Origin of the sequence: Arthrobacter crystallopoietes (assembly GCF_002849715.1) — a bacterium.
GTDB classification, from domain to species: domain Bacteria; phylum Actinomycetota; class Actinomycetes; order Actinomycetales; family Micrococcaceae; genus Crystallibacter; species Crystallibacter crystallopoietes.
The window spans coordinates 675,121-700,788 of the sequence record NZ_CP018863.1 but is presented as its reverse complement, the minus strand read 5'-3'; the positions used below and the strand labels follow the sequence as shown (position 1 = coordinate 700,788).

Sequence of the window (25,668 nt, the reverse complement as noted above, 5' to 3'; positions counted from 1 at the left end):
AAATGCGCCATATTACCCATATGTGACGTTTCCTGGCAGCCGGCGATGACGAGGAGGCCATCATGGGCAGTGACATTCCCGCGACGCGACGGGCGGCAATCTCCCGGCAACTGCGAGACGAAATCCTGGCCGGTGAGCTTCCGCCGGGAGCGCCGATTAAGGACGCCGAGCTGGCCGAGCGGCTGGGGGTGAGTATTACACCGGTTCGGGAGGCGGTGACGGAGCTGATGACCGAGGGCCTGATCGAAAGTCTGCCGAACAAACGGCGCCGGGTGGCCGTGCTCGACGAGCTCCATGCGGTCCAGTTGCTGGATGTTCTCGGTGTTGTCCTGGTGGCGGTCTTCGAACGTTCGGCCGCCCAGCTAGGCCAAGATGATGTCGAGGCGATGGCGGCAGCCACCGAGCGGCTGGACGGCGCGCTCCAAGCAGGCGACATGCTGGCCGCCCACACCGCGCTGCGGGAGTTGATCGAAATCATCCTTGATGCGGCCGACCACGATGAGCTACGCGCCGTGAATGAGCATGTGCTGGCCCGTTCCCTGGGCCGCCTTTTCCTCTACCCCCGGGAGGACCTTTATTCCATCTGGATCGACGGGTGGAAGGAGGCAGTTGCGCTGCTGCGCCGGCAGGAACCGGACGCGGCCGTCCAGCGGCTGCGGCAGGTCTTCTGGATTGTGACGGAGGAGCTGCGGGCCGGGCACATGTAGGCGGCCGGCTGGCGCGCTGTAACTCCGGCTAGAGCGTGGTTTCCCGGGCCTTGCCGACAAGATCGAAATTCACCACGGAGGACTCGGCCGTCATCACCAGCTTCCGGGACTGCGTGTACTGCGTGTCGGGTTCGACAACGGTGACCACATATCTGCCCGTGGGGGGAAGCCGCAATTCGTAGCGGCCGGCGTCGTTGGTTTTGGTGGAGGCGATGTACTCGCCCGTGTGTGCGCTGAGCGCGACGAGCGCGCCGGGTAGCGCGGCCCCGCCCCGCAGCACCCAGCCCGTGACGGTCAGCCGCTGCGTCAGCCGGATCTGCTCATCGCGTTCGGTACCGGTGAACCTGACCACCTTGGAGGTGGGGACCCAGCCGTCCGCATTGGCCACGACCAGATACTCGCCAGGACCTGGCAGCGCAAGGGAGAACCCGCCGTCGTTCGCTGCCCTGCTCCAGTCCACAGGCTCGCCGGAGGTCTTCATCACCGTGACCACGGCGTGCGGAATGGGCTGGTCGTCGGTGTGCAGCACGCGCCCGTGCACCACGGTTTCGGCGCTGTTGCCGGCCTGGGTAACGGCGAGGGCAGCGGTCTCGACTGGAACGCCTTCGGCCGCAGGCACCGCCTCGTACCTGGGCACGAACCACACCACGGCACAGGCCACGAGCGAGGCTACGGCCGCAATCCAGAACACGTCCTGGAAAGCCTCCAGGGCAGGTAGCTCGCCGCCGTTGACGCTGACCGTTACCGACGCCAGGACGGCTGCGACGGCGGCGCTCGAAGTCGAGGTGCCGATGGCCCGCAGCAGCGCGTTGAGGCCGTTGGCGGAGGCCGTCTCGGTGATCGGCACGTTGGCCATGATCAGGCTCGGCATCGCGGCATAGGCCACCGCGGAGCCGACGCTGACGACGGTGGAGCCAATAATGATCGCGGTCACCGAATCGCTGACGAACACGCGGCCCACGTACCCCACGGCCATGATCGCCGAACCGGCAATCAGCGTGGTCTTGCCGCCCAAGCGGTTGATCATTGCGCCGGATACGGGGGAGAAGGCAACCATGGCCAGCCCGGACGGAACCATCGCCAAGCCGGCCGTGACGGGGTCGAGCCCGAACCCGTGCGGCACCGAAGCGGGCAGCTGCAGCTGCTGGGTGCTCAGCAGCATGTTGGCGAACAGGGCAAAACCTACCAGGACGGAGGCGATGTTGGTGAGCAGCACCGGCCGCCGGGACGAGGTGCGTAGGTCGACCAGGGGCTGGCTGACCTTCAGCGAATACGGAATCCAGACTGCCAGGACCACGATCGTCAGGATGAACAGCGCTATGGTCAGCTCGTCGCCCCAGCCCCAGCTGCCACCCTTGGAGATGGCCAGCAGGAGCGAGGTCAGCGCGATGGAGAGCATGATGGCGCCGAGGAAATCGAACCGGCCGCGGGTCCGCACCTCGGATTCCGAGACCACCAGGTAGACCGCGGCAAGAATCGCGAGACCAACGACGGCGGAAAGCCAGAACACCGATTCCCAGCCGGCCTGCTGGTACAGGGTTCCGCCCAAGGGCAGGCCGAGGGCGCCGCCGATGCCCAGCGTGGCGCTCATCAGGGCAATCGCGCTGCCGACCTTCTCCCGGGGGAGTTCGTCGCGCATGATGCTGATGCCTACCGGGATCAACGCCGAAGAGAACCCCTGCAAGGCGCGGCCAACAATTATAGTGGCGAAGTCGCCGCCGAGCGCGGCCACCACGGAACCGGCTGTCATCAGGATGATGCAGACCAGCATCATCAGCCGCTTGCCGAACATATCCGCCAGCCTGGCCACGATCGGTGTCGCAACGGCGGAGGTCAGCAACGTGGCGGTGACCAGCCAGGAGACATCGTCGATGGAGACGTCGAGCAGTTGCGCGAACTCGGGCAGCAGCGGGATGACCATTGTCTGTTGGAGCGAGACTGTTGTTCCGGACAGGCACAGGACGGCGATGATCGCCCAAGTTGGCATTCTTTTGCGCGTGGCGGCAGACTCAGGCATTTCCTTAGCGTATCCGGCGGGTAGCTCTAGCCGAACCAGGGGGCCTTGGCTGCGTCATAGGTGCCGTCGTTCTTGGCTATGTTCAGCCACTGGTCCACGTATTCGCGAAATTCGACGTCGTCCTGCGGAAGTAAGTAGGCCTTCTGCGAGAAGTTGAATGGCTCGTCAGGGTGGACGGCGCAGAGCTCCGGATGTTCGTTCGCCACCCACATTGTTTCCGATGCGTCCGTCGTCATGACATCCGCGCGGCCAGCGATGATTTCATCAAAAATGGTGTTGTTGTCTTCGTAACGGATAACCTCGCCATCGGGGTAATGTTCGTCGGCGAACTTCTCGTTGGTCCCGCCGATTGGTGTGATCGAACGGACACCGGGCTGGTTGATCTCCTCCACAGTGTCGTACTTCTCAACGTTTTCGCACAGCGTGATCGGCGTCTTGCCTTCGTCCAGAGTCGGCTCAGTGTAGAACGCCTGGGCAGCCCGCTCCAAGGAGATGGAAATGCCGCCCACGCCGATATCGCATTTGCCCAGAAAGTCCGGCATCAAGGTTGCCCAGGTGGTCGGGACGTACTCAACGTCCACTTCCAGTCGCTGGGCCAAGTCCTCAACCATATCGATGTCGATCCCGGTGTATTCCCCCGTCCCTGGATCCAGATACGTGAACGGTCGATAGTCTCCTGTGGTGCACACTTTGAGCACGCCGCTGTCTGCAACAGTCTCCAAACGTGACGGTTCGTCGGACTGCGAGGCCGAAGCGGAACTGCCATCGCCGGACGTGCCTACGGTCGTGCAACCGGTCAAGGCCACCAGGGCCAGGAAAGAAGTTACGGCAATTTTGCTCGATTTCATCGGTTCCCTCACGCTTAATCATTTCGGCAGAGTATTGCCAGCGTAGCGGGCCGTCATGGAGCACGAATACCCGTATGCCGTGGCTGCCACAGGTTGTCACACCCGGACCATAGGCTTGGGGCAACGCAAGGAGGTCCACATGTTCTGCTCTATTGTTCCGCCGTACCTGCTCCGACGGCTCGCCCGGTTGGATGACCGGTCCCTGCTGCCTGTGGCGGAAGCTGCCCAGCGTGCCCTGGCCCGGGATGCTGCCATGCGCCGGAACCGCAACGTCAAACGTGCGCAGATGCCGGCCCTGCCCACCCTCCTGCCGTCGCAGCGAATCCGGGCCACAGGACTGAATCCCACCCGGCAGATCAATGACGCCCAGAACATGGAGCGGCTGCCCGGCATCCGCGTGCGCAGCGAGGGCGACGGCCCGGTGGAAGACGTCGCGGTCAACGAAGCCTACGACGGGTTGGGGTCCACCTTCGAGCTTTTCGCTGACGCGTACCAACGCAATGCGCTGGATGGCCGGGGCGGAATCCTTCGCGCCACCGTCCATTATGGCGAGGACTATGACAACGCGTTCTGGAACGGCACGCGGATGGTTTTCGGCGACGGCGACGGGCGGGTCTTCCAGCGCTTCACCAAATCGCTGTCCGTCATCGGGCATGAACTGACCCACGGCATCACGCAACACACCACCAACCTGGTCTACCAGGGCCAGCCCGGCGCGTTGAACGAGTCGATTTCGGACGTCTTCGCCGCCTTGGTGGAACAGTACAAACTGAGGCACAGTGCAGACCACGCGAGCTGGCTGATCGGCGAAGGCCTGTTCACCGACCAGGTCAGCGGCGACGGCCTGCGCTCGCTGAAGGCACCGGGCACTGCGTACGACGACGACGTGCTCGGCAAGGATCCGCAGCCTGCCACGATGGCGGACTACATCGACACCACGGACGACAACGGGGGAGTGCACCTGAACTCCGGCATCCCCAACCATGCCTTCTACCGGCTGGCCTCGATCCTGGGCGGCAACGCCTGGGAACGCGCCGGCCTGATTTGGTACGACACAATCACCGGTACGGAAGTCGTGGCGGATACGGACTTTGCAGGTTTCGCGGCAGCTACTGAAAGTGCGGCGGAAAGCCGCTACGGTAAGGATTCAGAGGAACTCAAGGCCGTAACGGCGGCCTGGACTGAGGTGGGCGTCTTGGAATGAGGATCAGCGTCAAGCGCACCGGCGGATTCGCGGGTCTGACGAGGCGCTGGGCAGTTGAAGTGGGCCAGCCCGAACTGCGTGACGAGTGGCTGCCCATTATTGAATCCTGCCCTTGGGACGATGTCCCGCAGACGCAGAACCAGCCGGACCGCTACATGTACTGGATCAGCGCCGGCGAGCGTGAGGCCTCCCTCCCCGAGCAAGACGTAACCGGCCCCTGGCGGCAACTGGTGGACCGCACCCTGGAAAGCGCCCGGCAGCAAGAGGGCCGTCGCGCCGAACGCGGTCCCCAGGGCACGGAGGGCTTTTTCCGGGACAAGGATTCCGGAGAGCGTTAACCGACTTCAGGTGGGGACAGCGGCCGCCGTCGAGACAGCTATGGTGAAGAAGCCGGCACCAGCCGCCGGCCAAGCCTGCCTGCAGACGGAAATCAGAGTGCCTAGAACAAACCAACCCCAGATTGCGAATCAGCCTGTATCGAAGGACACCGCGTCCGTTCCCGGACTTCGCCGGCGCCGCCTGATCGTCCTCGCCGGCATCCTGATCATGGCACTGAGCCTCCGTCTCGCGGTCTCGGGTGTTTCACCCGTGCTGGCGGAGATCTCCAAGGAGCTGCCCTTTGGCCCTGCCTCCATCGGCGTTCTCGGTATGCTGCCGACCGCTGCCTTCGCCCTGGCAGGCTTTACGACCCCGGCACTGATCAGAAAACTCGGCATACCCGCGGTCCTGCTCGGTTCGCTGGTGCTGGCCGCGACAGGCCAGATCGGACGGGCGCTGGCCTCCGACGTGCCGCTGTTCCTGGGCTTCTCCGCCGTGACCATGGTGGGTTACGGGCTGGGCAACATCGTCATGCCGCCGCTGGTCAAGCGGTATTTCCCGGACCGTATCGGCCTGGTGACTTCCCTGTACGTGACCCTGCTGGCGGTGAGTACCGCCTTCAGCCCGTTGGTGGCGGTGCCGCTGGCAAACACGTCCGGCTGGCGCTGGTCGATCGGCATCTGGGCTGGTGTGAGCCTGGCGGCGCTCGGGCCGTGGGTGGCCACTTTGCTGGGAGAGCGGGCAACGCGGCGGGCAGAAGCCGTTCAACCCCCGTTGGCCGCAGTGCCCCACGCGAAGGTCCGTGTCTGGTCCTCTCCGGTGGCCTGGGGGCTGGCCATGGTGTTTGCCGGGACGTCCACGAACACTTTCTCGATGTTTACCTGGCTGCCTCCGCTGCTGCTCGACGCGGGGATGAACGCGGCAGAGGGTGGAACCCTGCTGTCCTATTACGCCATCCTTGGCCTGCCGACCAGCCTCCTGGTTCCTTACCTGGCCGCCAGAATGCGCAATCCCTTCCCGCTCGCAGCCCTGTTCGTGCTTTGCTACGCCGGCGGATATGCGGGCCTGCTGCTGTCACCGTCATCGGGCACGATCCTCTGGATCACGCTGGCAGGACTGGGACAGGGAACATTTGCCATGGCCTTGCTGCTGGTCAACCTGCGGACCAGGACCACCGCCGGTTCGGGGGCGCTTTCCGGCTTTGCCCAAGGCATCGGCTACTCCGTTGCCTGCCTTGGGCCGCTGACCTTCGGGCTGCTTAAAGACATCACCGGAACGTGGGCAACATCGTTCGGCCTGCTCGCCGTATCGCTCGTCGTCCTCGTCGTCGGTGCTTTCATTGTCAGCAAACCGCGCTATCTGGAGGACCATCCGCGGGCGTAAGGCATAGGCTGGGTTCGTTGCCGCCAATCCCGGATCTACGAGGAGCGAAGATGAAGTTCAACGATCTGCTGGCAGACGCTTTTGGCCGGATCCAGGAACGGGTCCACGAGGTGCTTGATGGACTGGACCCGGACCAACTGGCCGAACGGCCCGGAGGGACCGGCAACTCGATCGCCTGGCTGATCTGGCATTTGACCCGGATCCAGGACGATCACATTGCCGATGTCGCCGGTGTGGAGCAGCGCTGGACTTCAGGCGGTTGGGCGGAACTGTTCGGCCTTCCGCTGGACACACGTGAAACCGGCTACGGCCACACGTCGGAGCAGGTCAGCGCCGTCACGGTGGAATCCGGAAGCCTGCTGGCCGAGTATTTCGACGCGGTGCACCGCCAAAGCCTCGAGTTCATCGGTTCGCTGACCGAAGACGAGCTGGACCGGATTGTGGATACGCGCTGGGACCCGCACGTTACCCTCGGCGTCCGGCTTGTCAGCGTCATTGACGACTGTTTGGAGCACGCCGGGCAGGCCGCCTATGTTAAAGGAATGGTCCAGCTCCGCGAAGCACGCGGTTAATGCTGGCCGCCTTGTTTGTGTTCGCCCTCACCGGCTACCATTCAAGAAGATAGAACGCACTTCAAAAGTGTCATAACTGCATAATGCCTTCGAATTGCGGCGGGAGAGTCCTGCTGGATGAATGTCAGCGGGCGCCGTAGGAGCAATACCTCCCCAGGAATCTCTCAGGCCCCTGTACCGCCGCAGACAGGCAACTCTGGAAAGCAGTCGACCTTAACGGCTCGGCTCACCGACGGTGCAAGCGGAACTTGGAAAAGTTTCCGCGGAATCTCTCAGGTCCAATACAGAGCGGGGAGGAACCCGATCCACCTGGTACAACCGTGCCAGCCAATAACTGGAGTTCCTTCATGACGGTTCAACCCACCATTGCGACATTTGCCGAGCGCCACATCGGCCCGCGCAACAGCGACGCCGAGACCATGCTCAAGCAGCTTGGCTACACTAGCCTCGAAGACCTGGTCGACACGGCAGTTCCGGCGAACATCCGCCAGAGCGCGCCGCTTGAGTTGCCGGCTGCCCGCAGCGAAGCCGAGGTCCTCGCTGATCTGCGCGCCCTCGCCGCCAAGAACATCACGGCCGTGCAGATGATCGGGCAGGGCTACTATGACACGATTACGCCGCCGGTGATCCGCCGCAATGTGGTGGAATCCCCGGCCTGGTACACCGCCTACACGCCCTACCAGCCGGAAATCTCCCAGGGCCGGCTCGAGGCGCTGCTGAATTTCCAGACCATGGTTTCCGACCTGACCGGCTTGGAAATCGCCAACGCCTCCCTCTTGGACGAAGCCACCGCCGTGGCTGAAGCCGTGCTGCTGATGCGCCGTGCCAACAAGAAGCATGCCGACGGCAAGACCGTCCTGGACGCAGACCTGCTGCCGCAGACCATCGCCATCGTCAAGGGCCGCGCCGAAGCACTGGACTTCGAGATTGAGGTGGCCGACCTCTCCGCTGGGCTGCCCGAGGGCGAGATCTCCGGCATTGTGCTGCAGCAGCCGGGTGTGTCCGGCCATGTGGCCGACCACAGCAAGGTGATCGCGGATGCGAAGGAACGCGGCGCCATGGTCACCGTGGCCGCGGATCTGCTGGCGCTGACTCTGATCACGCCTCCCGGCGAACAGGGCGCGGATATCGCCGTCGGAAATACCCAGCGTTTCGGTGTTCCGCTGTTCTTCGGCGGACCGCACGCCGCCTACATGGCCGTGCACAAGGGCGTGGAGCGCCAGCTGCCCGGCCGCCTCGTGGGAGTCTCCAAGGACAACGCCGGCCTGCCTGCGTACCGCCTGGCACTGCAGACGCGCGAACAGCACATCCGCCGCGAGAAGGCCACGTCCAACATCTGCACCGCGCAGGCGCTGCTGGCCATCGTCGCCGGTATGTACGGCGTCTACCACGGACCGGAAGGCCTGAAGGCGATCGCCCAACGTGCGCACAATCAGACCCGTGCCCTCGCCTCCGTCCTCAAGGGCGCCGGGCTGGAACTGGTCAGCGAGCACTTCTTCGACACCCTGACGGTCAAGGTCCCGGGCAAGGCTGCCGACGTCATCAAGGCCGCTGAGGCCAAGGGCATCAACCTGCGCGTCATCGACGCCGATCACGTGGGCATCTCCACGGGCGAATCGACGACGGCGGAGCACCTGTCTGCTGTCGCAGAGGCATTCGGCGTGGCCGGTGCCGCCGAGGACATCGCGGCGGGCCTATCAGCCGAGCCGGAAGGCTTCGGCCTGGAGCAGGGCATGCAGCGCACCTCTTCCTACATGCAGCATCCGGTCTTCCACAGCCACCGCTCCGAAACCCAGATGCTGCGCTACCTGCGCCGCCTTTCGGACCGCGACCTGGCCCTGGACCGGACCATGATCCCGCTGGGCTCCTGCACCATGAAGCTCAACGCCACGGCCGAGATGGAATCCATGACCTGGCCGGAGTTCGCCTCCATCCACCCCTTTGCTCCGGCGCACCAGACCAAGGGCTGGCGCGAACTGATCGAGGACCTGGAAGCACGCCTGTCCACCATCACCGGCTACGCAGGCGTCTCCATCCAGCCGAACGCCGGATCCCAGGGCGAATACGCCGGGCTGCTGGCCATCCGCCGCTACCACCTGTCCCGCGGCGATGAGCAGCGCAACGTCTGCCTGATTCCGGCCTCGGCCCACGGCACCAACGCGGCCTCGGCTGTGCTCGCAGGCATGAAGGTTGTCGTTGTCGCTACCGCCCAGGACGGCACCATCGACCACAGCGATCTGAACGCCAAGATCGAGCAGCACAAGGACAGCCTGTCCGCCATCATGATCACCTACCCGTCCACGCACGGGGTGTACGACGCCGACGTCCGTGAGGTTTGCGACGCTGTGCATGCGGCCGGCGGCCAGGTCTACATCGACGGCGCCAACCTCAACGCCCTCGTGGGACTGGCGCAGCCGGGCAAGTTCGGTGGCGACGTGTCGCACCTGAACCTGCACAAGACCTTCTGCATCCCGCACGGCGGCGGCGGCCCCGGCGTCGGCCCGGTCGCCGTGGCCGAGCACCTGGTGCCGTTCCTGCCCGGCAACGCCGCACTGGCCGAGCACGAAGGCAAGGGCGTACCGGTGTCCGCTTCCGAGTACGGCTCCGCCGGCGTGCTGCCGATCTCCTGGGCCTACGTGGCCATGATGGGTGGCGAAGGGCTGACCAACGCGACCAAGACCGCACTGCTGGCGGGCAACTACATTGCCTCCCGTCTGAACGAGTACTTCCCCGTGCTGTACACGGGCAACGACGGTCTGGTGGCACATGAGTGCATCTTGGACCTGCGCGAACTCACCGCCAAGTCCGGCGTCACCGCCGAGGATGTTGCCAAGCGCCTGATCGACTTCGGCTTCCACGCCCCGACGCTGTCCTTCCCGGTGGCGGGTACGTTGATGGTCGAGCCGACCGAGTCCGAAGACCTCGCCGAGATCGAGCGCTTCATCGAAGCCATGATCGCCATCCGTGGCGAGATCGACCAGGTCATCAAGGGCGACTTCAGCGTCGAGGAGAGCCCGCTGCGGCTGTCCCCGCACACTGCAGCAGCCGCCATCAGCAGCGACTGGGACCGCAAGTACTCCCGTGAACAGGGCGTCTTCCCGGTGCCGGGTCTGAAGCAGGACAAGTACTTTGCGCCGGTGGGACGCATCGACGGCGCCGCCGGCGACCGTAATCTGGTCTGCTCCTGCCCGCCCATTGAAGAGTTCGCAAACTAGAGGAAGGTTCCAGACCATGAGCGCTGAAACCGCTACGAAGCAGTACACCGCCCTGTATGAAGAGCACCAGAAGCTTGGCGCGTCCTTTACGGACTTCGGCGGCTGGCAGATGCCACTGAAGTACCAGAGCGAACTGGCCGAGCACCACGCTGTGCGCAAGGCCGCGGGCCTGTTCGACCTCTCCCACATGGGCGAGGTCTGGGTTACCGGCCCCGACGCCGGCAAGTTCCTCGACTACGCGCTGGTGAGCCGGCTCTCCGCCGTCGCCGTAGGCAAGGCCAAGTATTCGCTGATCTGCAACGAAGACGGCGGCATCATCGATGACCTCATCAGCTACCGCCGCGCGGAGGACAAGTTCCTGGTGGTGCCGAACGCCGGCAACGCCAAGGCCGTTGCCGAGGCTCTGGCCGAGCGTGCACAGGACTTCGACGTAACGGTGGAGGACGTCACCGCGTCCATCTCGCTGGTGGCTGTCCAGGGGCCCAACTCCGTGGACATCCTGAAGCAGCTGGTGGCCGCGGCCGACCACGCCACGGTGACCGAGATGAAGTACTACGCTGCGGACGAGGTCCATTTCACCGTGAGCGGTGCTCCGCTCAAGCTGCTGCTGGCCCGCACGGGCTACACCGGCGAAGACGGGTTCGAGATCTACGTCCCGAACGAGAACGCCGCTTCGTTGTGGTCCGCCCTCCTGTCGGCAGGCAAGGACTTCGATCTGGTGCCCGCAGGCCTCGCCGCCCGCGATTCGCTGCGGCTGGAAGCCGGCATGCCGCTCTACGGCAACGAGCTGTCCCTGGAAGTCAGCCCGTACGACGCCGGACTCGGCCCGATCGTCGCGCTGAAGAAGGAAGGCGAATTCGTCGGCAGTGCCGCACTCGAAGCCCAGAAGGAACGCGGCTCCAAGCGCAAGCTGGTCGGGCTGAAGGGCCTTGGCCGCCGCGCCGCCCGCTCGCACTACCCGGTCTCCAAGGACGGCCAGGCAGTTGGCGAAGTGACCTCGGGCCAGCCCAGCCCCACGCTCGGCTACCCGGTAGCGCTGGCTTATGTCGATATCGAGCACATCGAACCCGGCACCCGCCTCGACGTTGACCTGCGCGGCAAGCCCGAGCCGTTCGAGGTCGTGGCGCTGCCCTTCTACAAGCGCGACAAGTAAGCAACGCTGCTGCGAAGCTGCCGGCAATAGTCCAGTCGTAAGGCACATCCACCCTTCACCGGTGCGGGCGTGCGTTTACAGATTATTGCCGGCGGCCGCTGTTCTTCCTGATTTTTCCCCTCTTTCGAAAGGTTCTACCCATGAGCACAGTTCTTTCCAACCTGCGTTACTCCGAAGAGCACGAGTGGGTGGATGCTTCCAGCCCGGTCAAGGTCGGCCTCTCGCAGGTCGCCACCGACGCGCTCGGCGACGTGGTCTACATTGACCTGCCCGAGGTCGGCTCCACGATCACCCACGGCGAAACCTGCGGCGAGGTGGAGTCCACCAAGTCCGTCTCCGACATCTACGCACCGGTTTCCGGCGAGATCACCGAGGTCAACCAGGCCGCCATCGACGACCCGGCCCTGCTGAACTCGGATCCGTATGGCAAGGGCTGGCTGTTCACCGTCAACGTTTCGGAAGAGGGCCCCCTGCTCTCGGCCGAGGATTACAGTTCCAAGAACGGCGGCGAGCTGTCCTAACAGCCGCTGGTACCGCCGTCGTTATTCATCGTCTCTAACCGGAAGCGGCAACAGGCCGCCGAAGGGCACTAAGGAGCCAACATGGCTGTAGGCGTATTCGACCTCTTTACCGTGGGCATCGGCCCCTCCAGTTCGCACACCGTCGGTCCGATGCGGGCGGCTGCCGTCTTTGCCGAGGAGCTGGTTTCGACCGGAGTGCTGGACCGCGTGGCCGGACTGCGGGTGGACCTGTACGGGTCCCTTGCAGCTACCGGCCGCGGCCACGGCACCTTCACGGCAGTGATGCTGGGGCTGGAGGGTTTCCAGCCGGAACAGATCCTGCCGGATGAAGTCGAATCCCGTCTCGCAGACATGGCCTCGACCGGCGAGCTGCAGCTCTGCTCGCAGGTTGAGGGCTCGGCCGGTGTGGTTCTGGACTACAAGGTCGAGGACATGGTGCAGCATCCGCTCACCGTGCTGCCGCGGCACACCAACGGGATGAAATTCCAGGTGACCGACGACGCCGGTGCAGTCCTGCACGAGGCGACGTTCTTTTCCGTGGGGGGCGGCTTCATTGTCCGCGACGGCGAGGAAGACGAGGCCGCGCGGGAGCTGGATGCCTCCAAGCAGGAGTTGCCGTACCCCTTCCGGACGGCGGCGGAACTGCTGGAACACTGCCGCAACACCGGCCTGGGTATCAGCGACATCATGATGCTCAACGAGAAGGTCTCGCGTTCCGAGGCGGACATCCGCGCCGGTCTGATTCACATCTGGCAGGTGATGGAGGAATGCAAGGACTCCGCCATCAAGCGCGAAGGCGTCCTGCCCGGGGGACTGAACGTCCGCCGTCGTGCGCCTGACTGGCATGACCGGCTGCGCAAGGAAGACAAGGACCGGGACCACAAGTACTGGCAGGAATGGGTGAACCTCGTCGCACTGGCCGTGAACGAGGAGAACGCTTCCGGCGGGCGGGTGGTCACGGCACCGACCAACGGCGCGGCGGGCATCATTCCCGCGGTCATGTTCTATGCCACGCACTACGCGCCGGGCATGGAGAAGGCAACGCAGGCTGACAAGGAAGACGTCATCGTGAAGTTCCTGCTGGCGGCCGCTGCCGTCGGCGTGCTGTACAAGGAGCAGGCGTCTATCTCCGGTGCCGAAGTCGGTTGCCAGGGCGAAGTGGGTTCCGCTTCCTCCATGGCCGCCGCGGGCCTGGCCGAGGTGATGGGCGGCAGCCCCGCGCAGGTGGAAAACGCTGCCGAGATCGCCATGGAGCACAACCTGGGGCTGACCTGCGATCCGATCGGCGGACTGGTGCAGGTACCGTGCATCGAGCGCAACGCGATCGGTGCGGCCAAGGCCGTGAACGCGGCCAAGATGGCGCTGTGGGGCGACGGCACGCACCGTGTCTCGCTGGACGAGGTCATCATCACCATGCGTGAAACCGGCAAGGACATGAGCTCCAAGTACAAGGAAACCGCGATGGGCGGCCTGGCCGTCAACGTGGTGGAGTGCTAAGAGACCACAGGCAACGCTTGAAATGGATCGGACGGTCGCGGCATTTGCCGCGGCCGTTCAGTCTTTCCTGACGATTTTGATGTTGAAGTCGGCGTGGCCCAGCGCGCCCATCAACCGCAGCCACAGCGGCAGGTACATCTCCATGCCGCGCGCGGATTCCAATCCGCCCAGATCCAGGATGTCCTCGGCGGGCCAGCCCAGTTGATGCAGGAGCCCGGTGACCAGCGCCTTCGCGTCGGCGTCGTCTCCGGCGACGAACACGGTGTGGGATTCCGGCAGCCGGGCCGGGTCCACCATCAGCATGTTGTTGACCGTGTTCAACGTCTTGACCACTTTGGCCACGGGGAAACGGCGCTGCAGTTGTTCGGCCAAGCTGTCGGTGTTGCAGACGAAGAGCGACGGCGGAAACCCGGAGGAAGCGTCCAACGGATTGGAGACATCCATGATGGTCTGGCCCTCACGGGGGCCGGCTGCCTCCAGCGCCCCAAGCGAGGCTGTGCCCTGGGTCGCATTCACGATGATCTGCGCGTGGTTGCCCGCTTCTGCCAGCGGAACCAACGGGATGCCGGGATGGTCTTCGTGCCACGCACCGATCGGCGGCGTACCGGTGGCGGAGGTTTCCGTCCGGGTGAGGGTCTGCGCCGGGTCGCGGGTGCCGAGCAGCACCTCGTGGCCGGCGCTCTCCAAGGCAGCCGACAGTCTGCGGCCAACGGCTCCGGTGCCGATGACGGAGATCTTCATGGCCCAAACGGTAGACCTGCTGGCCGTGGGCGGTCAATGGAATGGTGGGGCCGGCGACGGCGGGCTTTCTGCTGGTGGCCCGGGCATCTGTCCCTCTGAAGGGCGCTGCGGGATTGACACCCGAACTGTGACCAATAGGCTGGTAAGCAAGCTTAGTTTTTGCCTACCGATTGGAGCAGTAATGGGCCAGGACCAGTACACCTTCCAGGATCCGATCAAGCGCTACCCCAGCATCGAGCCGCCTCAGCAGGACCAGCCCGAGCCCGGGCTGGACAAGGAATTGGTGCCCCATACCGACCGCGGCGAAGACACCTACCGCGGAACGGGCAGGTTGAAGGGCCGCAAGGCACTGATCACGGGGTCGGATTCCGGCATCGGTGCGGCGGTGGCAATTGCCTTTGCACGTGAAGGGGCCGACGTCGCCTTGTCCTACCTGCCGGAAGAGGAGGAAGACGCCAAGGTAGTGGCCCGGGTGATCGAAGAGGCCGGCCAGAAAGCGGTCCAGCTGCCGGGTGACCTGACCGATTCAAACACCTGCCGCGAACTGGTCAAGAACGCAGTGGAAGGCCTGGGCGGCCTGGATATCCTGGTCAATAACGCCGGGCGGCAGATCGCCGTCGAGAAGCTTGAAGACCTCAGCGACGAGCAGTTCGACACGACTTTCAAGACCAATATCTATGCATTCTTCTGGATCACCAAGGCGGCCCTGCCGCACCTGCAGCCCGGCTCCAGCATTATTAATACGACGTCGATCCAGGCCTACCAGCCCTCACCGACGCTGATCGACTACGCGGCGACCAAGGGAGCGATCAACAACTTCACCAAGGGCCTGGCCCAGCAGTTGGCGCCGCGCGGCATCCGGGTGAATGCTGTTGCCCCGGGACCGTTCTGGACTCCGCTGCAGGTGAGCGACGGGCAGCCGAAGGAAGCCCTGCCGAAGTTCGGCAAGTCCACGCCGATCGGCCGGGCCGGCCAGCCTACCGAGCTCGCCCCGGCCTATGTGTTCCTGGCGTCGTCGGAATCCAGTTACGTGATGGGCGAGACGCTGAACGTCAACGGCGGTTCGCCCTCGCCGTGACCGGCGGAGTGCGGGCTAGTAGGTGCTGAGGTACTGGGCGGCCTCGGTCAGGCCGAGCTGCTCGCCGAACTGCACCATGGCCAGGACGGCGCCGACCATGAGGGCGCCGAGTCCGGCACATGCCGCGGTCATGATGCCAAGAACCTTGCGGTCCTCCGAGGTTAGGCCCGTCCGGTCCGCCGGCAAAGCCAGGTCCGCGGCGATGAGGTTCGGGGCACGGTCCACGGTGCCGTCATCCAGAACGGCTACCACCGAGTTTGACTGGCGGTCCAGCCGCATGGACGTGATGTTGCGACCGTGCCGGGCCAGCAGGATATCGTGACCGACGCGCTGACGAGTGCGAAGCATTTTTCCTCCGTGGAAATAGGGTGCCTGAACAGGCGTGAAATGAAGTGTGAAGTAGGCGGGCTTACACGATCCGTGGCCCTGATTCAATTTTAGTTAAGGTCGCCTGACACAACTGACCAAAACGAGGTGAATCCGGCCACCACAGCGGGTGAAGTTGGCCTCACGGGACCGTGACCTCGGCCATCAAATGACGGGCCGAACGCGGGTTCCGACGGAGCCATCACCAAACGCGGCCGCGTGGGCGCGCGGCGGTTGCCTAGGAAACGATGTCCCGCCGGTCCTGGAGTGGCCGTGGAGCTACGGCGGAAGCTGGCGGCCTGTTAGGCATCGGAGGCCGCCGCACCGGGAGGGACGTGCGGGCGGATACAGGTCCTGCCTGCCCGGCGGCGGGAGTCTGTATCGAAGCGGCTTCTGCACGGGGGAGCTGGCCGGCGCCTGCCAGGGCAGCATTCCTGCGTTGGAGGGCCGGCATCTTGCGTTCGGCGAAACTCCGGCACGTGCCCGTTGCCCGTCGCGCCCACCGGGCAGCCGGCCGGACGACTCTCGGGACAAGCCATCCCGTGCTGGCAAGAAGTCCGGCGCGGAGACCGGGCAACCGCGCGGAAATGTAGGCGCGAACCGCGTGCAACGATAAACCACCGAGCCGTGACCAGCCGGGGGAAGGAACCGTACGGGTCTTGCTGTGGACCTGACGCAGCACAAAGGCGACAGCCCCGCTCGCGCGCTCTTGCATGCTTCCGTAGGCGGCCTCGCGCTGGGACTTGTCCGGCCAGTTGGCAAGAAGGACCATGATGGCTGTCAGGGCAACGAGCAGGGACACCAGGACGAGCACGGCGCCGCCGTAGAAGACGACGACCATTGCTTTGGGTGATTCGAAAATGGCGGCGATGAACCCGGCGCTGCCGAGCAGGAGCCAGAGCCAGAATGCCCCGACGGCAAGCAGCGCGACGCCGGCACGTTTGAACTGCCGCAGCGCCTCGCGGGCACGCCACGATTCGTCAGCCTCCACGTAACCTTCCCCCAACTCAGGCCCCTTATCGAGGCCGCCCAGGTTGATCATAGTTGGGCCAGCGTGATAACTGCGGCAGAATCGCAGTGGCGTGCCCGTGTGTCGTACGTCCCCGTCCCGAATGTTTCTGCTAGGCGGCGCCTTGAAGGAATCATCAGCAATCATTCAGGCGCCACACAGACTCTGCCTATGGGAACCAGCTAAAGTAGATGCTCCGCCCAGGAAAGGAGTCACCGCCCATGCCCGCACGCCATCACCAATCCGCGCCGTTGAGAATCGCGTTGATTGGTATTGACGGCGCCGGAAAAACGACGGCGGCGCGTTACCTGGCGGACCAGCTCACCTTGGGTGGGGCGCAGGTTCGGCTGTGCCGGAACCCGGGCGGGCGCAGGACACTGGACACTGTTGCCCGCCGGTTTGGTAGCAGCGCGGAAAAGCTGCTCGGCGCCCGGTTGCTCAGCCACTATGAAACGGTGGTCCGGGCCTTCGCTTTGCTTGGCAGCCTCGCCTCAAAAGCTCCTGCCGACGTCGAAATCCACGACCGGTACCTGTACTGCCAGTTGGCAGCGAACGCGAAACGCGGGGTGGAGCCCGGACTCTTGCTGCGCCTGCTCCGGAAGTTCGTGCCCCAGCCGGACTTCGTGCTGTACTTCGAGATTTCTCCCGCCCGCGCACTGGAGCGCATCCAGGTCCGCGGCACCGATACCGAAACGCTGGAAGACCTGCGCGACCTGGACACGGCCTACCGCAGCTTGGCGGACTTCGGCAGCTTCCGCCTCGTGCAGGCCGACGGGCCGGTGCGGGACATCCACCGCCAGATCGAGGCGATCTGCGGGCCTGCCCTCGCGGCCGGGCAAGAGGCCACGGCTCCCGCCAGCTGATCCTGAGCGCCGGAAGCAGTCCGCTGCGGGTCGGAGCGGGGCCGCGGGCGCGATAACCTGCAAAGGAGCAGATAAGGCTCCAGTCGAGCAGGAGACCAAGTACCTATGACCAAGCAGCCCACCGGCGCCTTACTGTTTGTCCTCAGTTGCGCCATGGGCGTGGGCCCGTTGCTGAATTACGGGCTGAGCGCCACGAGCCCGCTGATTATCACTGATCTGGGCATCAGCGAGTCACAGTTCGGTCTGCTGGCAACGGCAATCTTCGCCAGCGCCGCCGTCTGCAGCATGTGGCTGGGCCGGCTCAGCGACCGCATTTCCAACCGCGCGCAGCTGATCCTGATCTTCGCCGGTACCGCGGTAGCCCTAGTGATAGCCTCGCTGGCGCACCACTACTTCGTTCTGCTCGTTGCCGCGCTGCTCGCCGGTCCCGCCCAGGCCATCTCGAACCCGACCACCAACCGCATCATCATCCACCACGTGGCGGCGACCAAACGTCCCGGCTGGATCGGCGTGAAACAGTCCGGCGTGCAGGGCAGCCAGCTTTTCGCCGGCCTGTTCTTCCCGCCGGTCGCGCTCTGGCTGGGGTGGCAAGGAGCCACCGCACTTGCCGCAGTCGTCGCCGTCGGGCTGTTGCTGTACGGCCTGCGGCACCTGCCCGAGGAAAAACCAATAACGACGGCGGCTCCCGGCCGCGCAGCTGCCCCGCCGGCTGCGGTAGAAGCCAAGGGATATCCGCTGGCCGTCTGGCTGTTTGCCGGTTACGCACTGCTGACCGGGCTCGGCATGCAGGCCACCAATGTGTACCTGCCGCTGTTCACCGTCCGCGAGCTGGACTTCTCGCTGCTCCTTGGTGGGCTTGCCGCAGGTGTCTCCGGCGTGGTCGGCGTGACATCGCGCATTCTGTGGGGGCGCGAGATGGCCAAGGGCAGACGGGCATCAACCCTCCTGATCCTGCTGGGGCTTGGCGCGCTGCTCGGTGCGGCGGCGCTGCTGGGGGCCGGCGAATTGGGCAGTCCGCTGTTGCTCTGGCTTGGAGTCGCGCTGCACGGAGCCACCGTGCTGGGGACCAACGTGGTGGTGATGGCCGGCGTTATGAAGGTGGTGCCGGCGGCACGCGTAGGCTCTGCTTCCGGCGTGGTCTCGATGGGAATGTATGCCGGGTTTGCGGCGGGCCCGCTGCTGATGGGACTGCTGCTGGAGGGCAGCGGCACCTTCCGACCGGGCTGGATTCTGGTCGGTGCCGGTTACCTGCTCTGCGTCCTGCTGGCCCTGGTGCTGCGGCGCCACGGCAACCGCCACGGCGTCCCGAAGTAACGGCCAGGTAACACTCCCGCGGTTCCGTCGGGCAGCCGGTCGGACGGTAATTGACAAGTCAAACGTCACTGCTAAGTTCTTGGGTAAGTTTACTTTCTGAATTGGAAAGCATGCTGTCCATCATGAAGGAGCATCCGATGACGCAACGGCAGGATATCCATGAGCTGCAGGACGCTACGGCGTGGGACAGCAAGGACCACAAGCTGGGTTTGGTGGGACAGGTCCACCGCGACAAGGACACGGGCCGGCTGGCATGGATCACGGTGTCGCTGGGGCTGCTGGAAACGCGCGAACACTTCATCCCGCTCGCGGGGGCGAGAGTTGAAGGCACAAATGTCCACGTGGCCTACGACCACGACACCATTAAGGACTCGCCGCACATCGACATCGAACCGGAAATGGGTCTCTCTCCCGACGACGAGGCGAAGCTGAGCCGCTACTACGGCCTCTAACACCGCAGTGCAGGGCTTCCAGCAGGTCTTCTCAAAGGAGAGAGGCGTATGAAAAAAACATTACGTACCACTGCCCCCTTCGCCGCCGCGGCCGCAGCGGTGCTCACGCTGAGCGCCTGTGCCACCGGCACCGGCGGCGCAGAAACGGAGACCGACGCGGACTTCGGCGCGGACACGGAGGTCGCCGGCGAGCTGAGCGTCATGGGCTTTGGCGCCAGCGACGACGTCGCCGAAACCCGTCTGGAGGCAACCAAGGAAGCGATGCCGGAGGTCGAGGTGGGCTTGGTCGAAGGCGATCTGGACATTCAGCAATTCCTCTCGGCGGTGGCTTCCGGGCAGCCGCCCGAACTGATCTACGCGAACAGGGACCAGCTGGGCACGTTTGCTTCCCGCGGCGCGATCATCCCGCTGAACAGCTGCATTGACGGCGAGGCAATCGCCATTGAGGACTTCCGTGAGCCGGCCATCGGGCAGGTGACCTTCGAGGACCGGATCTACGGCGTTCCGGAGTTCAATCAGGTCCAGATCATCATGGCCAATGCCGGACTGCTCAGCGACGCCGGGGTCTCGCTATCCGACGTCGATGGTTCGGACTGGAACAAGGTCACCGAGGCCTCCGCCAAACTTTCCAAGAACGACGGCGGCAAGCTCTCGGTCATCGGGTTTGACAGCAAACTGCCGGAATTCCTGCCCCTATGGGCCAAAGCCAACGGCGCGGATCTGATCTCGGAAGACGGCCGTACTGCCCAGCTGGATGACCCGAAGGTGGTTCAGGCGCTGGAGTTCGCCGTCGGTATTTACGATGACCAGGGCGGGTTCAGCGCCGTCAAGTCCTTCCGTGATTCAGCGGACTTCTTCGGCGCCGGGAACCAGTTCGCCAGCGATAGCCTCGGCGCAATGCCGATGGAGCAGTGGTACGTCAACATCCTCAATGACGTTTCCCCGGACGCTTCCCTCGCCTTCACTACGGTCAAATCCAAGGAAGGGCAGCCGATCAGCTTCGCCAGCGGTTCTGCCTGGGCCATTCCGGCCGGCAGCGCCAATCCCGAAGCGGCCTGCCGCTTCATCAAGACGATGACCGCTACGGACATCTGGATGAAGGCTGCCCAGGCCCGCTCCGACGCACGCGCGGAAGAAGGCAAGCCCTTCACCGGACTGTTCACGGGCAATGCCGCCGCCGACGAGAAAATCAAGGCGGAGTTCGTCAAGCCCGCGGACGAAGCCAAGTGGGATGACGCCATCAACGCCTCCTATGAGGCCAACGAGAATTCTTTCTCGCTGCCGGCCAACCCGGCGGACGCCGAGTTCAAGACCGCGTGGCTGGATGCAGTGAACCGCGTGCTTAACGGGCAGGCGGAACCGGCCGAATCCCTGCAGCAGGCGCAGGAAGAAGCACAGACTGCCCTCGACGCCGCATGGGAGCAATGGGACCAGAAAGAGTAGCGGGAATATCTAAATGACAGCCACTCCGCTTCGGCCCGCCACCCGGGCCAAGCAGCGGTTGCGGCCGGCACAGCGGCGCAACCGCCGTCGGAACCTCCGGTCGGCCCTGCTGTTCATCAGCCCGTGGATCATCGGGTTTCTGGTCTTCACCCTGTGGCCGGTGCTCTACAGCGGCTATTTGTCGCTGACCGACTATGACGTCATTAACGACCCGAACTACGTGGGGCTGGACAACTTCCGCCAGCTCCTGGCGGACCCGAAGATCAGCCTCTCGTTGTGGAACACCTTCATTTACACGGTGTTTTCCGTGCCGGTCCACATCATCGTGTCGCTGCTGCTGGCCATGCTGCTGAACCGGATCTCCGGCCGGGCTTCGGGATTCTTCCGCACGGTGTTCTACCTGCCCAAGATGACGCCGCCGGTGGCCATCGGCATCCTCCTGCTGCTGCTCTTCAACGGGCAGAACGGACTGGTGAATACCGTACTGGGCTGGTTCGGCATCAACGGACCGGCCTGGACCACTGATCCGGCCTGGATCCAGCCCGGCCTGATCATCATGAGCCTGTGGACGCTCGGGGCATCCACCATCATCCTGCTGGCCGCACTGCAGAACGTCCCGCAGGAACTCTACGATTCGGCCCGGGTGGACGGCGCCAACAGCTGGCAAACCACGTGGAAGATTACCCTGCCGATGATCAGCGGGAGCCTCTTTTTCCTGACCATCGTCAACACCATTGCCGCGTTCCAGACGTTTACCGAGGCCTATACGGCGTACTTCGGTTCGGGCAATTCCACGTATTCCAACGACGCTGCACTGTTCTACGCCATCTATCTCTTCCAGCAAGGCTTCGAATTCCTGCACATGGGCTACGCCTCCGCGATGGCCTGGGTGCTCTTTGTTATCGTGCTGGCGGTAACGGTTGTCCAGATGGTGGTGGGCAAACGCATGGTGTACTACGAAGGGGGCCAGTGATGGCCCGGACCCGGCTGGAACGGCTCCAGCCTGTCCCGCCGCCGGCAATTGACAGGGACGAGGAAGCCGGGGAACACACACGCCAGCGGAGGCCGCGCCGCCGCGGTAACCCGCTGGCCCGGATCCTGACCTGGGCGGCGCTGGGCATTGCGACCGTGCTCTTCACCTATCCGCTGCTGTGGCTAATCAGCGCGTCCTTCAAGCCACGTTCGGACGTCTTCGATAACAAGCTCATTCCGGAAACCTTCACTTTCGAAAACTACCTGACGGTCTGGCAGGAGGCGCCGCTGGCCCTGTGGCTGGCCAATACCGCCATTGTCACGGTGCTCTCCGCCGTGCTGGTGACCCTTTCCAGCGCCATGGTGGCCTGGGGCTTCGCCTACTTCCGGTTCCGTGGACGCAATGCACTGTTCGGCCTCGTGCTGGCCACCATGATGCTGCCCGGCGCCGTGACCATGATCCCCACCTTCCTGATCTGGAACGGGCTGGGGCAGGTGGGGACGCTGACTCCGCTGTGGGCCGGCAACCTGTTCGGCAGCGCCTTCTACATCTTCCTGCTGCGGCAGTTCTTCCTGGGCCTGCCGCGGGAATTGTTCGAAGCGGCCCGCGTGGACGGCGCCAACAACTGGCATATGTTCAGCAGGATCGCGCTGCCGCTGTGCAAGCCGGCGTTGATCGTGACACTGTTGTTCGAGTTCCAGGCGGCCTGGACCGACCTGATGCGGCCGCTCATCTATCTGCGCGACTCGTCCACGTTCACAGTGCCGCGCGGCCTGAAGGCGCTGCTGGATCAATTCGGATTTGGCGGCAACTGGCACTGGGAGATCGTGGTGACCGCCAGCGTGATCACCACGGTGCCGATGATCATTCTGTTCTTCCTCGGCCAGAAGCACTTCGTCAAAGGCATCGCCACCACCGGTAACAAGGGCTGATGTTGCCACACCGGCGCACATGAAGGGGAGCTATGAAACGACGGGGGCTTGGGAAATCCGGACTGTCAGTGTCCGAAATCAGTTTTGGTGCCGGCGGCTACTGGGGCATGAAGGCTTTTGACGAACGGCAGGCCGCACGTCTGGTGGAGCAAGCCCTCGACGGCGGCGTCAACCTTTTCGATACCGGCCCCAACTACAGCCGCGGCAACGCCGAGGTGCGCCTCGGCCGCATTCTCAAGGGCCGGGGGCGGGACCTCGTCATTTCCACCAAGGTCGGCTCCCTGTGGGCCGGCGGCCGGAACGTGAAGGACTTCTCGCCGCGCGCCCTTGACCAGAGCCTGCAGGAGAGTCTCAGGCGGCTGCAACTGGAGCACCTGCCCCTGCTGCACTTCCACGGCTATCCCCACCCTGCCGATCCCGCCATCGAAACGGTCCTCAAGCTCAAGGACAAGGGCATGATCGGAGCGCTGGGCCTGTCTACGGGAGCGGGTGGCGCGAAACGGGCGCTGAAGCTTGGCATCTTCGAGGCCTTGATGCTCGAATACAACCTCCTTGACCGTTCTATGGAGCCGCTCATGGCCAGGGCGGGGGAGGCGGGCGTAGGGATTATGGTCAAGTCCCCGCTGGCCCAGACTTTGTACTCGCGGAGCATCTTCAAGCTGACGACGCCCAGCGACGTGTGGTATCTGGCCCGTGCCCTGAAGAACCACCGGCCGAAGTTCATCCATGGTAGGAAGTTCCGGTTTATCAACGACGTCGAAGGGCTCGAAGCCAGTGAGATAGCCCTGGCCTTCGTGCTCAACAACAAGAACGTTACCAGCGCCGTCGTGGGCACCGTCAGGCCTGAGCACCTGAAGACCAATCTCGGAGCGGCGGAACTCGAGCTCCCGGAGCAACTGCTGCCGCGGATCGAGGAGGCCGGATCCCGAGGAGTTCGTGCTGGCTCCACCGGCGCCTAAAAGTGGACGCCGTCAGGCAATATAGGCGGCGGCAGTCCAGAGCTGGAAGACAGCGTAGGCACGCAAGGGACGCCAGGCTTCGCCGTGGGCGCGGACCTCTTGGACTGAGCTGGCACCGAGGGCACGTTTGAGTACCAGATCGCCCTCCGGATAGGCATTTCGGTCTCTGAGCGCACGCATGGCCAGATAGTCCACGGTCCAGGGGCCGATGCCGGGCAGCGCGAGCAGGCGCCGGCGGATCCCGGCATGGTCGCCTTCCGGATCAATGGCCAGGCCGTCGGCACAGGCTACTGCCAGGGCGTGGATTGTGCGCGAGCGGGCTCCGGTGAGTCCGACTGCCTGCTGGATTCGTTCGGCTCCGGCACCTGCCAAGGTGGATGGGGTCGGGAAGAGGTACAGGCCGGCGGGTCCGGGACTGCCGAAAGCGCTGACGAGCCTGCCCGCAAAGGTCCGTGCGGCCGCAAGCGAGACCTGCTGGCCGAGGACGGTGCAGGCGGCTCCTTCGAAGCCGTCCAGGTAACCGGGAATCCGAAGGCCCGGACGTGCTGCGAGGAGCGGACCGACCAGCGGATCTTGCCCCAGTACGCCGCGGACCGTTTCCGGGTCCGTGTCCAGATCAAGCCAGCGCCGCACCGCCGTCGTTATTTCGGCATTCGTGGCGGGATCAACTGATTCCAGCACCAGCGACGGAGCGCCGGGGCCCAAGCGCACAGTGCCGACGACCGGGCCGGACGATGTGGCGAAGAGCCGCGTGTGGGTGCCGGCGGCGAGGTCCGTTGTTTCGAGGCCCGGCACGGCATGGGCGGCCAGGGCCGCCAGCGCCGCACCGGCGTCGTACGGAGGCAGGACCTCCAGCGCGACCTCCACCTAGCGGGCTTTGACCGCCAGCACGGGGCAGTCGACGGTGAGCAGGATTTCCTGGGCGGTACTGCCCATGATGAGTTTGCCGACCGGGGTGCGCTTGCGCAGGCCGATGACCAGCAACGATGCCGGCAGGCTCTCGGCGAGTTCCTGGATCTCCTCGACGGCGTCTTTGCCACGGACAAACTGCTTGAATTCGGCGTCCAGGCCGGAATTGTTCAGCTCGCGGGTGACCCATTCGGCGTCGTGCGTATCTGCCAGCGAGGAATCTTTATGCGGGCCCCCGGGGCTGGCATTAACAACGACCAGCTTCTCGTTCTGGGCGGTGGCCATCTGGATACCTTTGGATAGAGCGGCACGGCCTTCCGGACGCGGCGCGTAGGCGACAAGTATGGTCACGACTTCTCCTTCGAACAGCACGTGTCAACGTCTTGCCCGGGCGGCATCGTTGCCGGCCGGCAGATGCAGGCGCGGACACCGGCATCTGCAATCATTGTGGCACGGGGCTGTCAGGTCCGTGATTCGGCGGAAAATTGTGACAGTTCCGCAATCCGGAGCCGTAGGTGCGGAAGCTCGGTGCGGTCCTTCCGTTTGCGTGGAAGGCGGCTTTTCAGCCCCATATTCCGGAACTGCCGCGCCGGTGGCTGTCCACCAGGTGGGTGTCGATCATGCCGATGGCTTCCATCAGCGCGAACATGGTGGTGGGGCCGACAAAGACGAACCCGCGCTTGCGCAAGGCCTTGGACAAGGCGATGGACTCCGTGGACGTGGTCGGGACCTGCTCCAGGCTTTGGGGTGCCGGAGTGGCGTCCGGTTTGAAAGACCAGACGAACTCGTCCAGCCCGCCGTCCTCGCGCAGGGCGATGGTCGCCTTGGCATTGGTGATCGCGGCGGTGATCTTCGCGCGGTTGCGCACAATCCCGGCGTTCTGCATCAGGCGCTCGACATCGGCGTCGGTGAAAGCGGCAACCGTGTCCGGCTGGAAGTCTTTGAAGGCCTCGCGGAAGGCGGGACGCTTGCGCAGGATGGTGGCCCAGGACAGCCCGGCCTGGAATCCTTCCAGACTGATCCGTTCGTAGATGGCCTGCTCGCCGTGGACAGGCATGCCCCATTCGGTGTCGTAATACTCGCGCAGCATCGGGTCCACGGCGGCCCACGCCGGCCGAGCCAGACCGTCTTCGCAAAGCACGACGCCGGAAGTTAGTTTTTCCATGGGTTCGATTGTCTCCTGCCGGTCCGGGT

25 protein-coding genes and 2 riboswitches are annotated in these 25,668 nt (G+C 64.5%); of the genes, 17 read left to right on the top strand and 8 right to left on the bottom strand.

The annotated features are described in order from the left end of the window. Positions 1-62: 62 nt before the first annotated feature. Positions 63-707, top strand: a complete 645-nt coding sequence (locus tag AC20117_RS03360) for a GntR family transcriptional regulator (protein ID WP_074700993.1) — start codon at positions 63-65, stop codon at positions 705-707. 28 nt (positions 708-735) lie between these two features. Here AC20117_RS03360 and AC20117_RS03355 read toward each other — a convergent pair whose 3' ends face one another. Both AC20117_RS03355 and AC20117_RS03350 read right to left on the bottom strand, forming a co-directional pair. After that, positions 736-2,724 (bottom strand): MFS transporter, encoded by a 1,989-nt coding sequence (locus AC20117_RS03355; protein WP_074700994.1) that lies wholly within the window; start codon positions 2,722-2,724, stop codon positions 736-738. A gap of 26 nt (positions 2,725-2,750) precedes the next feature. After that, positions 2,751-3,572, bottom strand: a complete 822-nt coding sequence (locus tag AC20117_RS03350; protein WP_074700995.1) for a transporter substrate-binding domain-containing protein — start codon at positions 3,570-3,572, stop codon at positions 2,751-2,753. Positions 3,573-3,711: 139 nt separating this feature from the next. Between AC20117_RS03350 and AC20117_RS03345 the strand changes: the two genes are divergently transcribed. The 8 genes from AC20117_RS03345 to AC20117_RS03310 all read left to right on the top strand — a co-directional run bounded on the left by AC20117_RS03345 (position 3,712) and on the right by AC20117_RS03310 (position 13,435). Continuing rightward, positions 3,712-4,776: a M4 family metallopeptidase gene (locus tag AC20117_RS03345; RefSeq protein WP_074700996.1), complete on the top strand. Its 1,065-nt coding sequence runs from the start codon at positions 3,712-3,714 to the stop codon at positions 4,774-4,776. Further along, positions 4,773-5,114, top strand: coding sequence for a protealysin inhibitor emfourin (locus tag AC20117_RS03340; protein WP_074700997.1), 342 nt, complete (start codon positions 4,773-4,775; stop codon positions 5,112-5,114). The genes AC20117_RS03345 and AC20117_RS03340 overlap by 4 nt, the downstream gene beginning before the upstream one ends. A 97-nt stretch (positions 5,115-5,211) precedes the next feature. Beyond that, the gene (locus tag AC20117_RS03335; RefSeq protein WP_211482309.1) at positions 5,212-6,477 is read left to right on the top strand and encodes an MFS transporter; all 1,266 of its coding nucleotides are present in this window, start codon (positions 5,212-5,214) and stop codon (positions 6,475-6,477) included. Positions 6,478-6,527: 50 nt separating this feature from the next. Further along, a complete protein-coding gene (locus AC20117_RS03330) occupies positions 6,528-7,049 on the top strand; it encodes a mycothiol transferase (RefSeq protein WP_074700998.1) in 522 nt (173 codons plus the stop codon). A 90-nt stretch (positions 7,050-7,139) separates the two neighbouring features. Next, a riboswitch (glycine riboswitch) is annotated at positions 7,140-7,239 on the top strand. Then, a riboswitch (glycine riboswitch) is annotated at positions 7,240-7,346 on the top strand. Between the two features lie 50 nt (positions 7,347-7,396). Then, positions 7,397-10,264 carry an aminomethyl-transferring glycine dehydrogenase gene (gcvP, locus tag AC20117_RS03325; protein WP_074700999.1) on the top strand — a complete coding sequence of 956 codons (2,868 nt, stop codon included), beginning with the start codon at positions 7,397-7,399 and terminating at the stop codon, positions 10,262-10,264. Between the two features lie 16 nt (positions 10,265-10,280). Continuing rightward, complete coding sequence (gene gcvT / locus AC20117_RS03320) at positions 10,281-11,417, top strand: glycine cleavage system aminomethyltransferase GcvT (RefSeq protein WP_074701000.1); 1,137 nt, start codon at positions 10,281-10,283, stop codon at positions 11,415-11,417. A gap of 140 nt (positions 11,418-11,557) precedes the next feature. After that, on the top strand, positions 11,558-11,938 hold the full coding sequence (gene gcvH / locus AC20117_RS03315) for a glycine cleavage system protein GcvH (protein ID WP_074701001.1): 381 nt from the start codon (positions 11,558-11,560) through the stop codon (positions 11,936-11,938). Positions 11,939-12,019: 81 nt separating this feature from the next. Then, positions 12,020-13,435 carry an L-serine ammonia-lyase gene (locus AC20117_RS03310; protein ID WP_074701002.1) on the top strand — a complete coding sequence of 472 codons (1,416 nt, stop codon included), beginning with the start codon at positions 12,020-12,022 and terminating at the stop codon, positions 13,433-13,435. 57 nt (positions 13,436-13,492) lie between these two features. On the opposite strand, the gene AC20117_RS03305 is transcribed toward AC20117_RS03310, so the two are convergent. After that, positions 13,493-14,176 carry an NADPH-dependent F420 reductase gene (locus AC20117_RS03305; RefSeq protein WP_074701003.1) on the bottom strand — a complete coding sequence of 228 codons (684 nt, stop codon included), beginning with the start codon at positions 14,174-14,176 and terminating at the stop codon, positions 13,493-13,495. A gap of 181 nt (positions 14,177-14,357) precedes the next feature. Here AC20117_RS03305 and AC20117_RS03300 point away from each other — a divergent pair, with 181 nt between their 5' ends. Further along, the gene (locus tag AC20117_RS03300) at positions 14,358-15,254 is read left to right on the top strand and encodes an SDR family oxidoreductase (protein ID WP_074701004.1); all 897 of its coding nucleotides are present in this window, start codon (positions 14,358-14,360) and stop codon (positions 15,252-15,254) included. A gap of 15 nt (positions 15,255-15,269) precedes the next feature. Here AC20117_RS03300 and AC20117_RS03295 read toward each other — a convergent pair whose 3' ends face one another. Together AC20117_RS03295 and AC20117_RS03290 are read right to left on the bottom strand one after the other, a co-directional pair. After that, positions 15,270-15,602, bottom strand: coding sequence for a hypothetical protein (locus AC20117_RS03295; protein ID WP_074701005.1), 333 nt, complete (start codon positions 15,600-15,602; stop codon positions 15,270-15,272). A gap of 256 nt (positions 15,603-15,858) precedes the next feature. Continuing rightward, the gene (locus AC20117_RS03290) at positions 15,859-16,611 is read right to left on the bottom strand and encodes a hypothetical protein (RefSeq protein WP_139186790.1); all 753 of its coding nucleotides are present in this window, start codon (positions 16,609-16,611) and stop codon (positions 15,859-15,861) included. Positions 16,612-16,850: 239 nt separating this feature from the next. Here AC20117_RS03290 and AC20117_RS03285 point away from each other — a divergent pair, with 239 nt between their 5' ends. The 7 genes from AC20117_RS03285 to AC20117_RS03255 all read left to right on the top strand — a co-directional run bounded on the left by AC20117_RS03285 (position 16,851) and on the right by AC20117_RS03255 (position 23,565). Next, positions 16,851-17,492 carry a dTMP kinase gene (locus AC20117_RS03285; RefSeq protein WP_074701007.1) on the top strand — a complete coding sequence of 214 codons (642 nt, stop codon included), beginning with the start codon at positions 16,851-16,853 and terminating at the stop codon, positions 17,490-17,492. A gap of 105 nt (positions 17,493-17,597) precedes the next feature. Further along, positions 17,598-18,806 (top strand): MFS transporter, encoded by a 1,209-nt coding sequence (locus tag AC20117_RS03280; RefSeq protein WP_074701008.1) that lies wholly within the window; start codon positions 17,598-17,600, stop codon positions 18,804-18,806. A 137-nt stretch (positions 18,807-18,943) separates the two neighbouring features. Next, a complete protein-coding gene (locus AC20117_RS03275) occupies positions 18,944-19,258 on the top strand; it encodes a hypothetical protein (RefSeq protein WP_074703250.1) in 315 nt (104 codons plus the stop codon). Positions 19,259-19,306: 48 nt separating this feature from the next. Continuing rightward, on the top strand, positions 19,307-20,701 hold the full coding sequence (locus tag AC20117_RS03270) for an extracellular solute-binding protein (protein WP_074701009.1): 1,395 nt from the start codon (positions 19,307-19,309) through the stop codon (positions 20,699-20,701). A gap of 13 nt (positions 20,702-20,714) precedes the next feature. After that, positions 20,715-21,674, top strand: a complete 960-nt coding sequence (locus AC20117_RS03265; RefSeq protein ID WP_083339751.1) for a carbohydrate ABC transporter permease — start codon at positions 20,715-20,717, stop codon at positions 21,672-21,674. Next, positions 21,674-22,606, top strand: a complete 933-nt coding sequence (locus tag AC20117_RS03260; RefSeq protein WP_083339752.1) for a carbohydrate ABC transporter permease — start codon at positions 21,674-21,676, stop codon at positions 22,604-22,606. The genes AC20117_RS03265 and AC20117_RS03260 overlap by 1 nt, the downstream gene beginning before the upstream one ends. 68 nt (positions 22,607-22,674) lie before the next feature. Further along, the gene (locus tag AC20117_RS03255) at positions 22,675-23,565 is read left to right on the top strand and encodes an aldo/keto reductase (protein WP_074701010.1); all 891 of its coding nucleotides are present in this window, start codon (positions 22,675-22,677) and stop codon (positions 23,563-23,565) included. 12 nt (positions 23,566-23,577) lie between these two features. Here the strand turns inward: AC20117_RS03255 and AC20117_RS03250 are convergent, their stop codons facing one another. The 3 genes from AC20117_RS03250 to AC20117_RS03240 all read right to left on the bottom strand — a co-directional run bounded on the left by AC20117_RS03250 (position 23,578) and on the right by AC20117_RS03240 (position 25,639). Beyond that, on the bottom strand, positions 23,578-24,432 hold the full coding sequence (locus AC20117_RS03250) for a DNA-3-methyladenine glycosylase family protein (protein WP_074701011.1): 855 nt from the start codon (positions 24,430-24,432) through the stop codon (positions 23,578-23,580). Continuing rightward, the gene (locus AC20117_RS03245; protein WP_074701012.1) at positions 24,433-24,825 is read right to left on the bottom strand and encodes a universal stress protein; all 393 of its coding nucleotides are present in this window, start codon (positions 24,823-24,825) and stop codon (positions 24,433-24,435) included. A gap of 211 nt (positions 24,826-25,036) precedes the next feature. Beyond that, positions 25,037-25,639: a DNA-3-methyladenine glycosylase I gene (locus AC20117_RS03240; protein WP_074701013.1), complete on the bottom strand. Its 603-nt coding sequence runs from the start codon at positions 25,637-25,639 to the stop codon at positions 25,037-25,039. Positions 25,640-25,668: the final 29 nt, after the last annotated feature.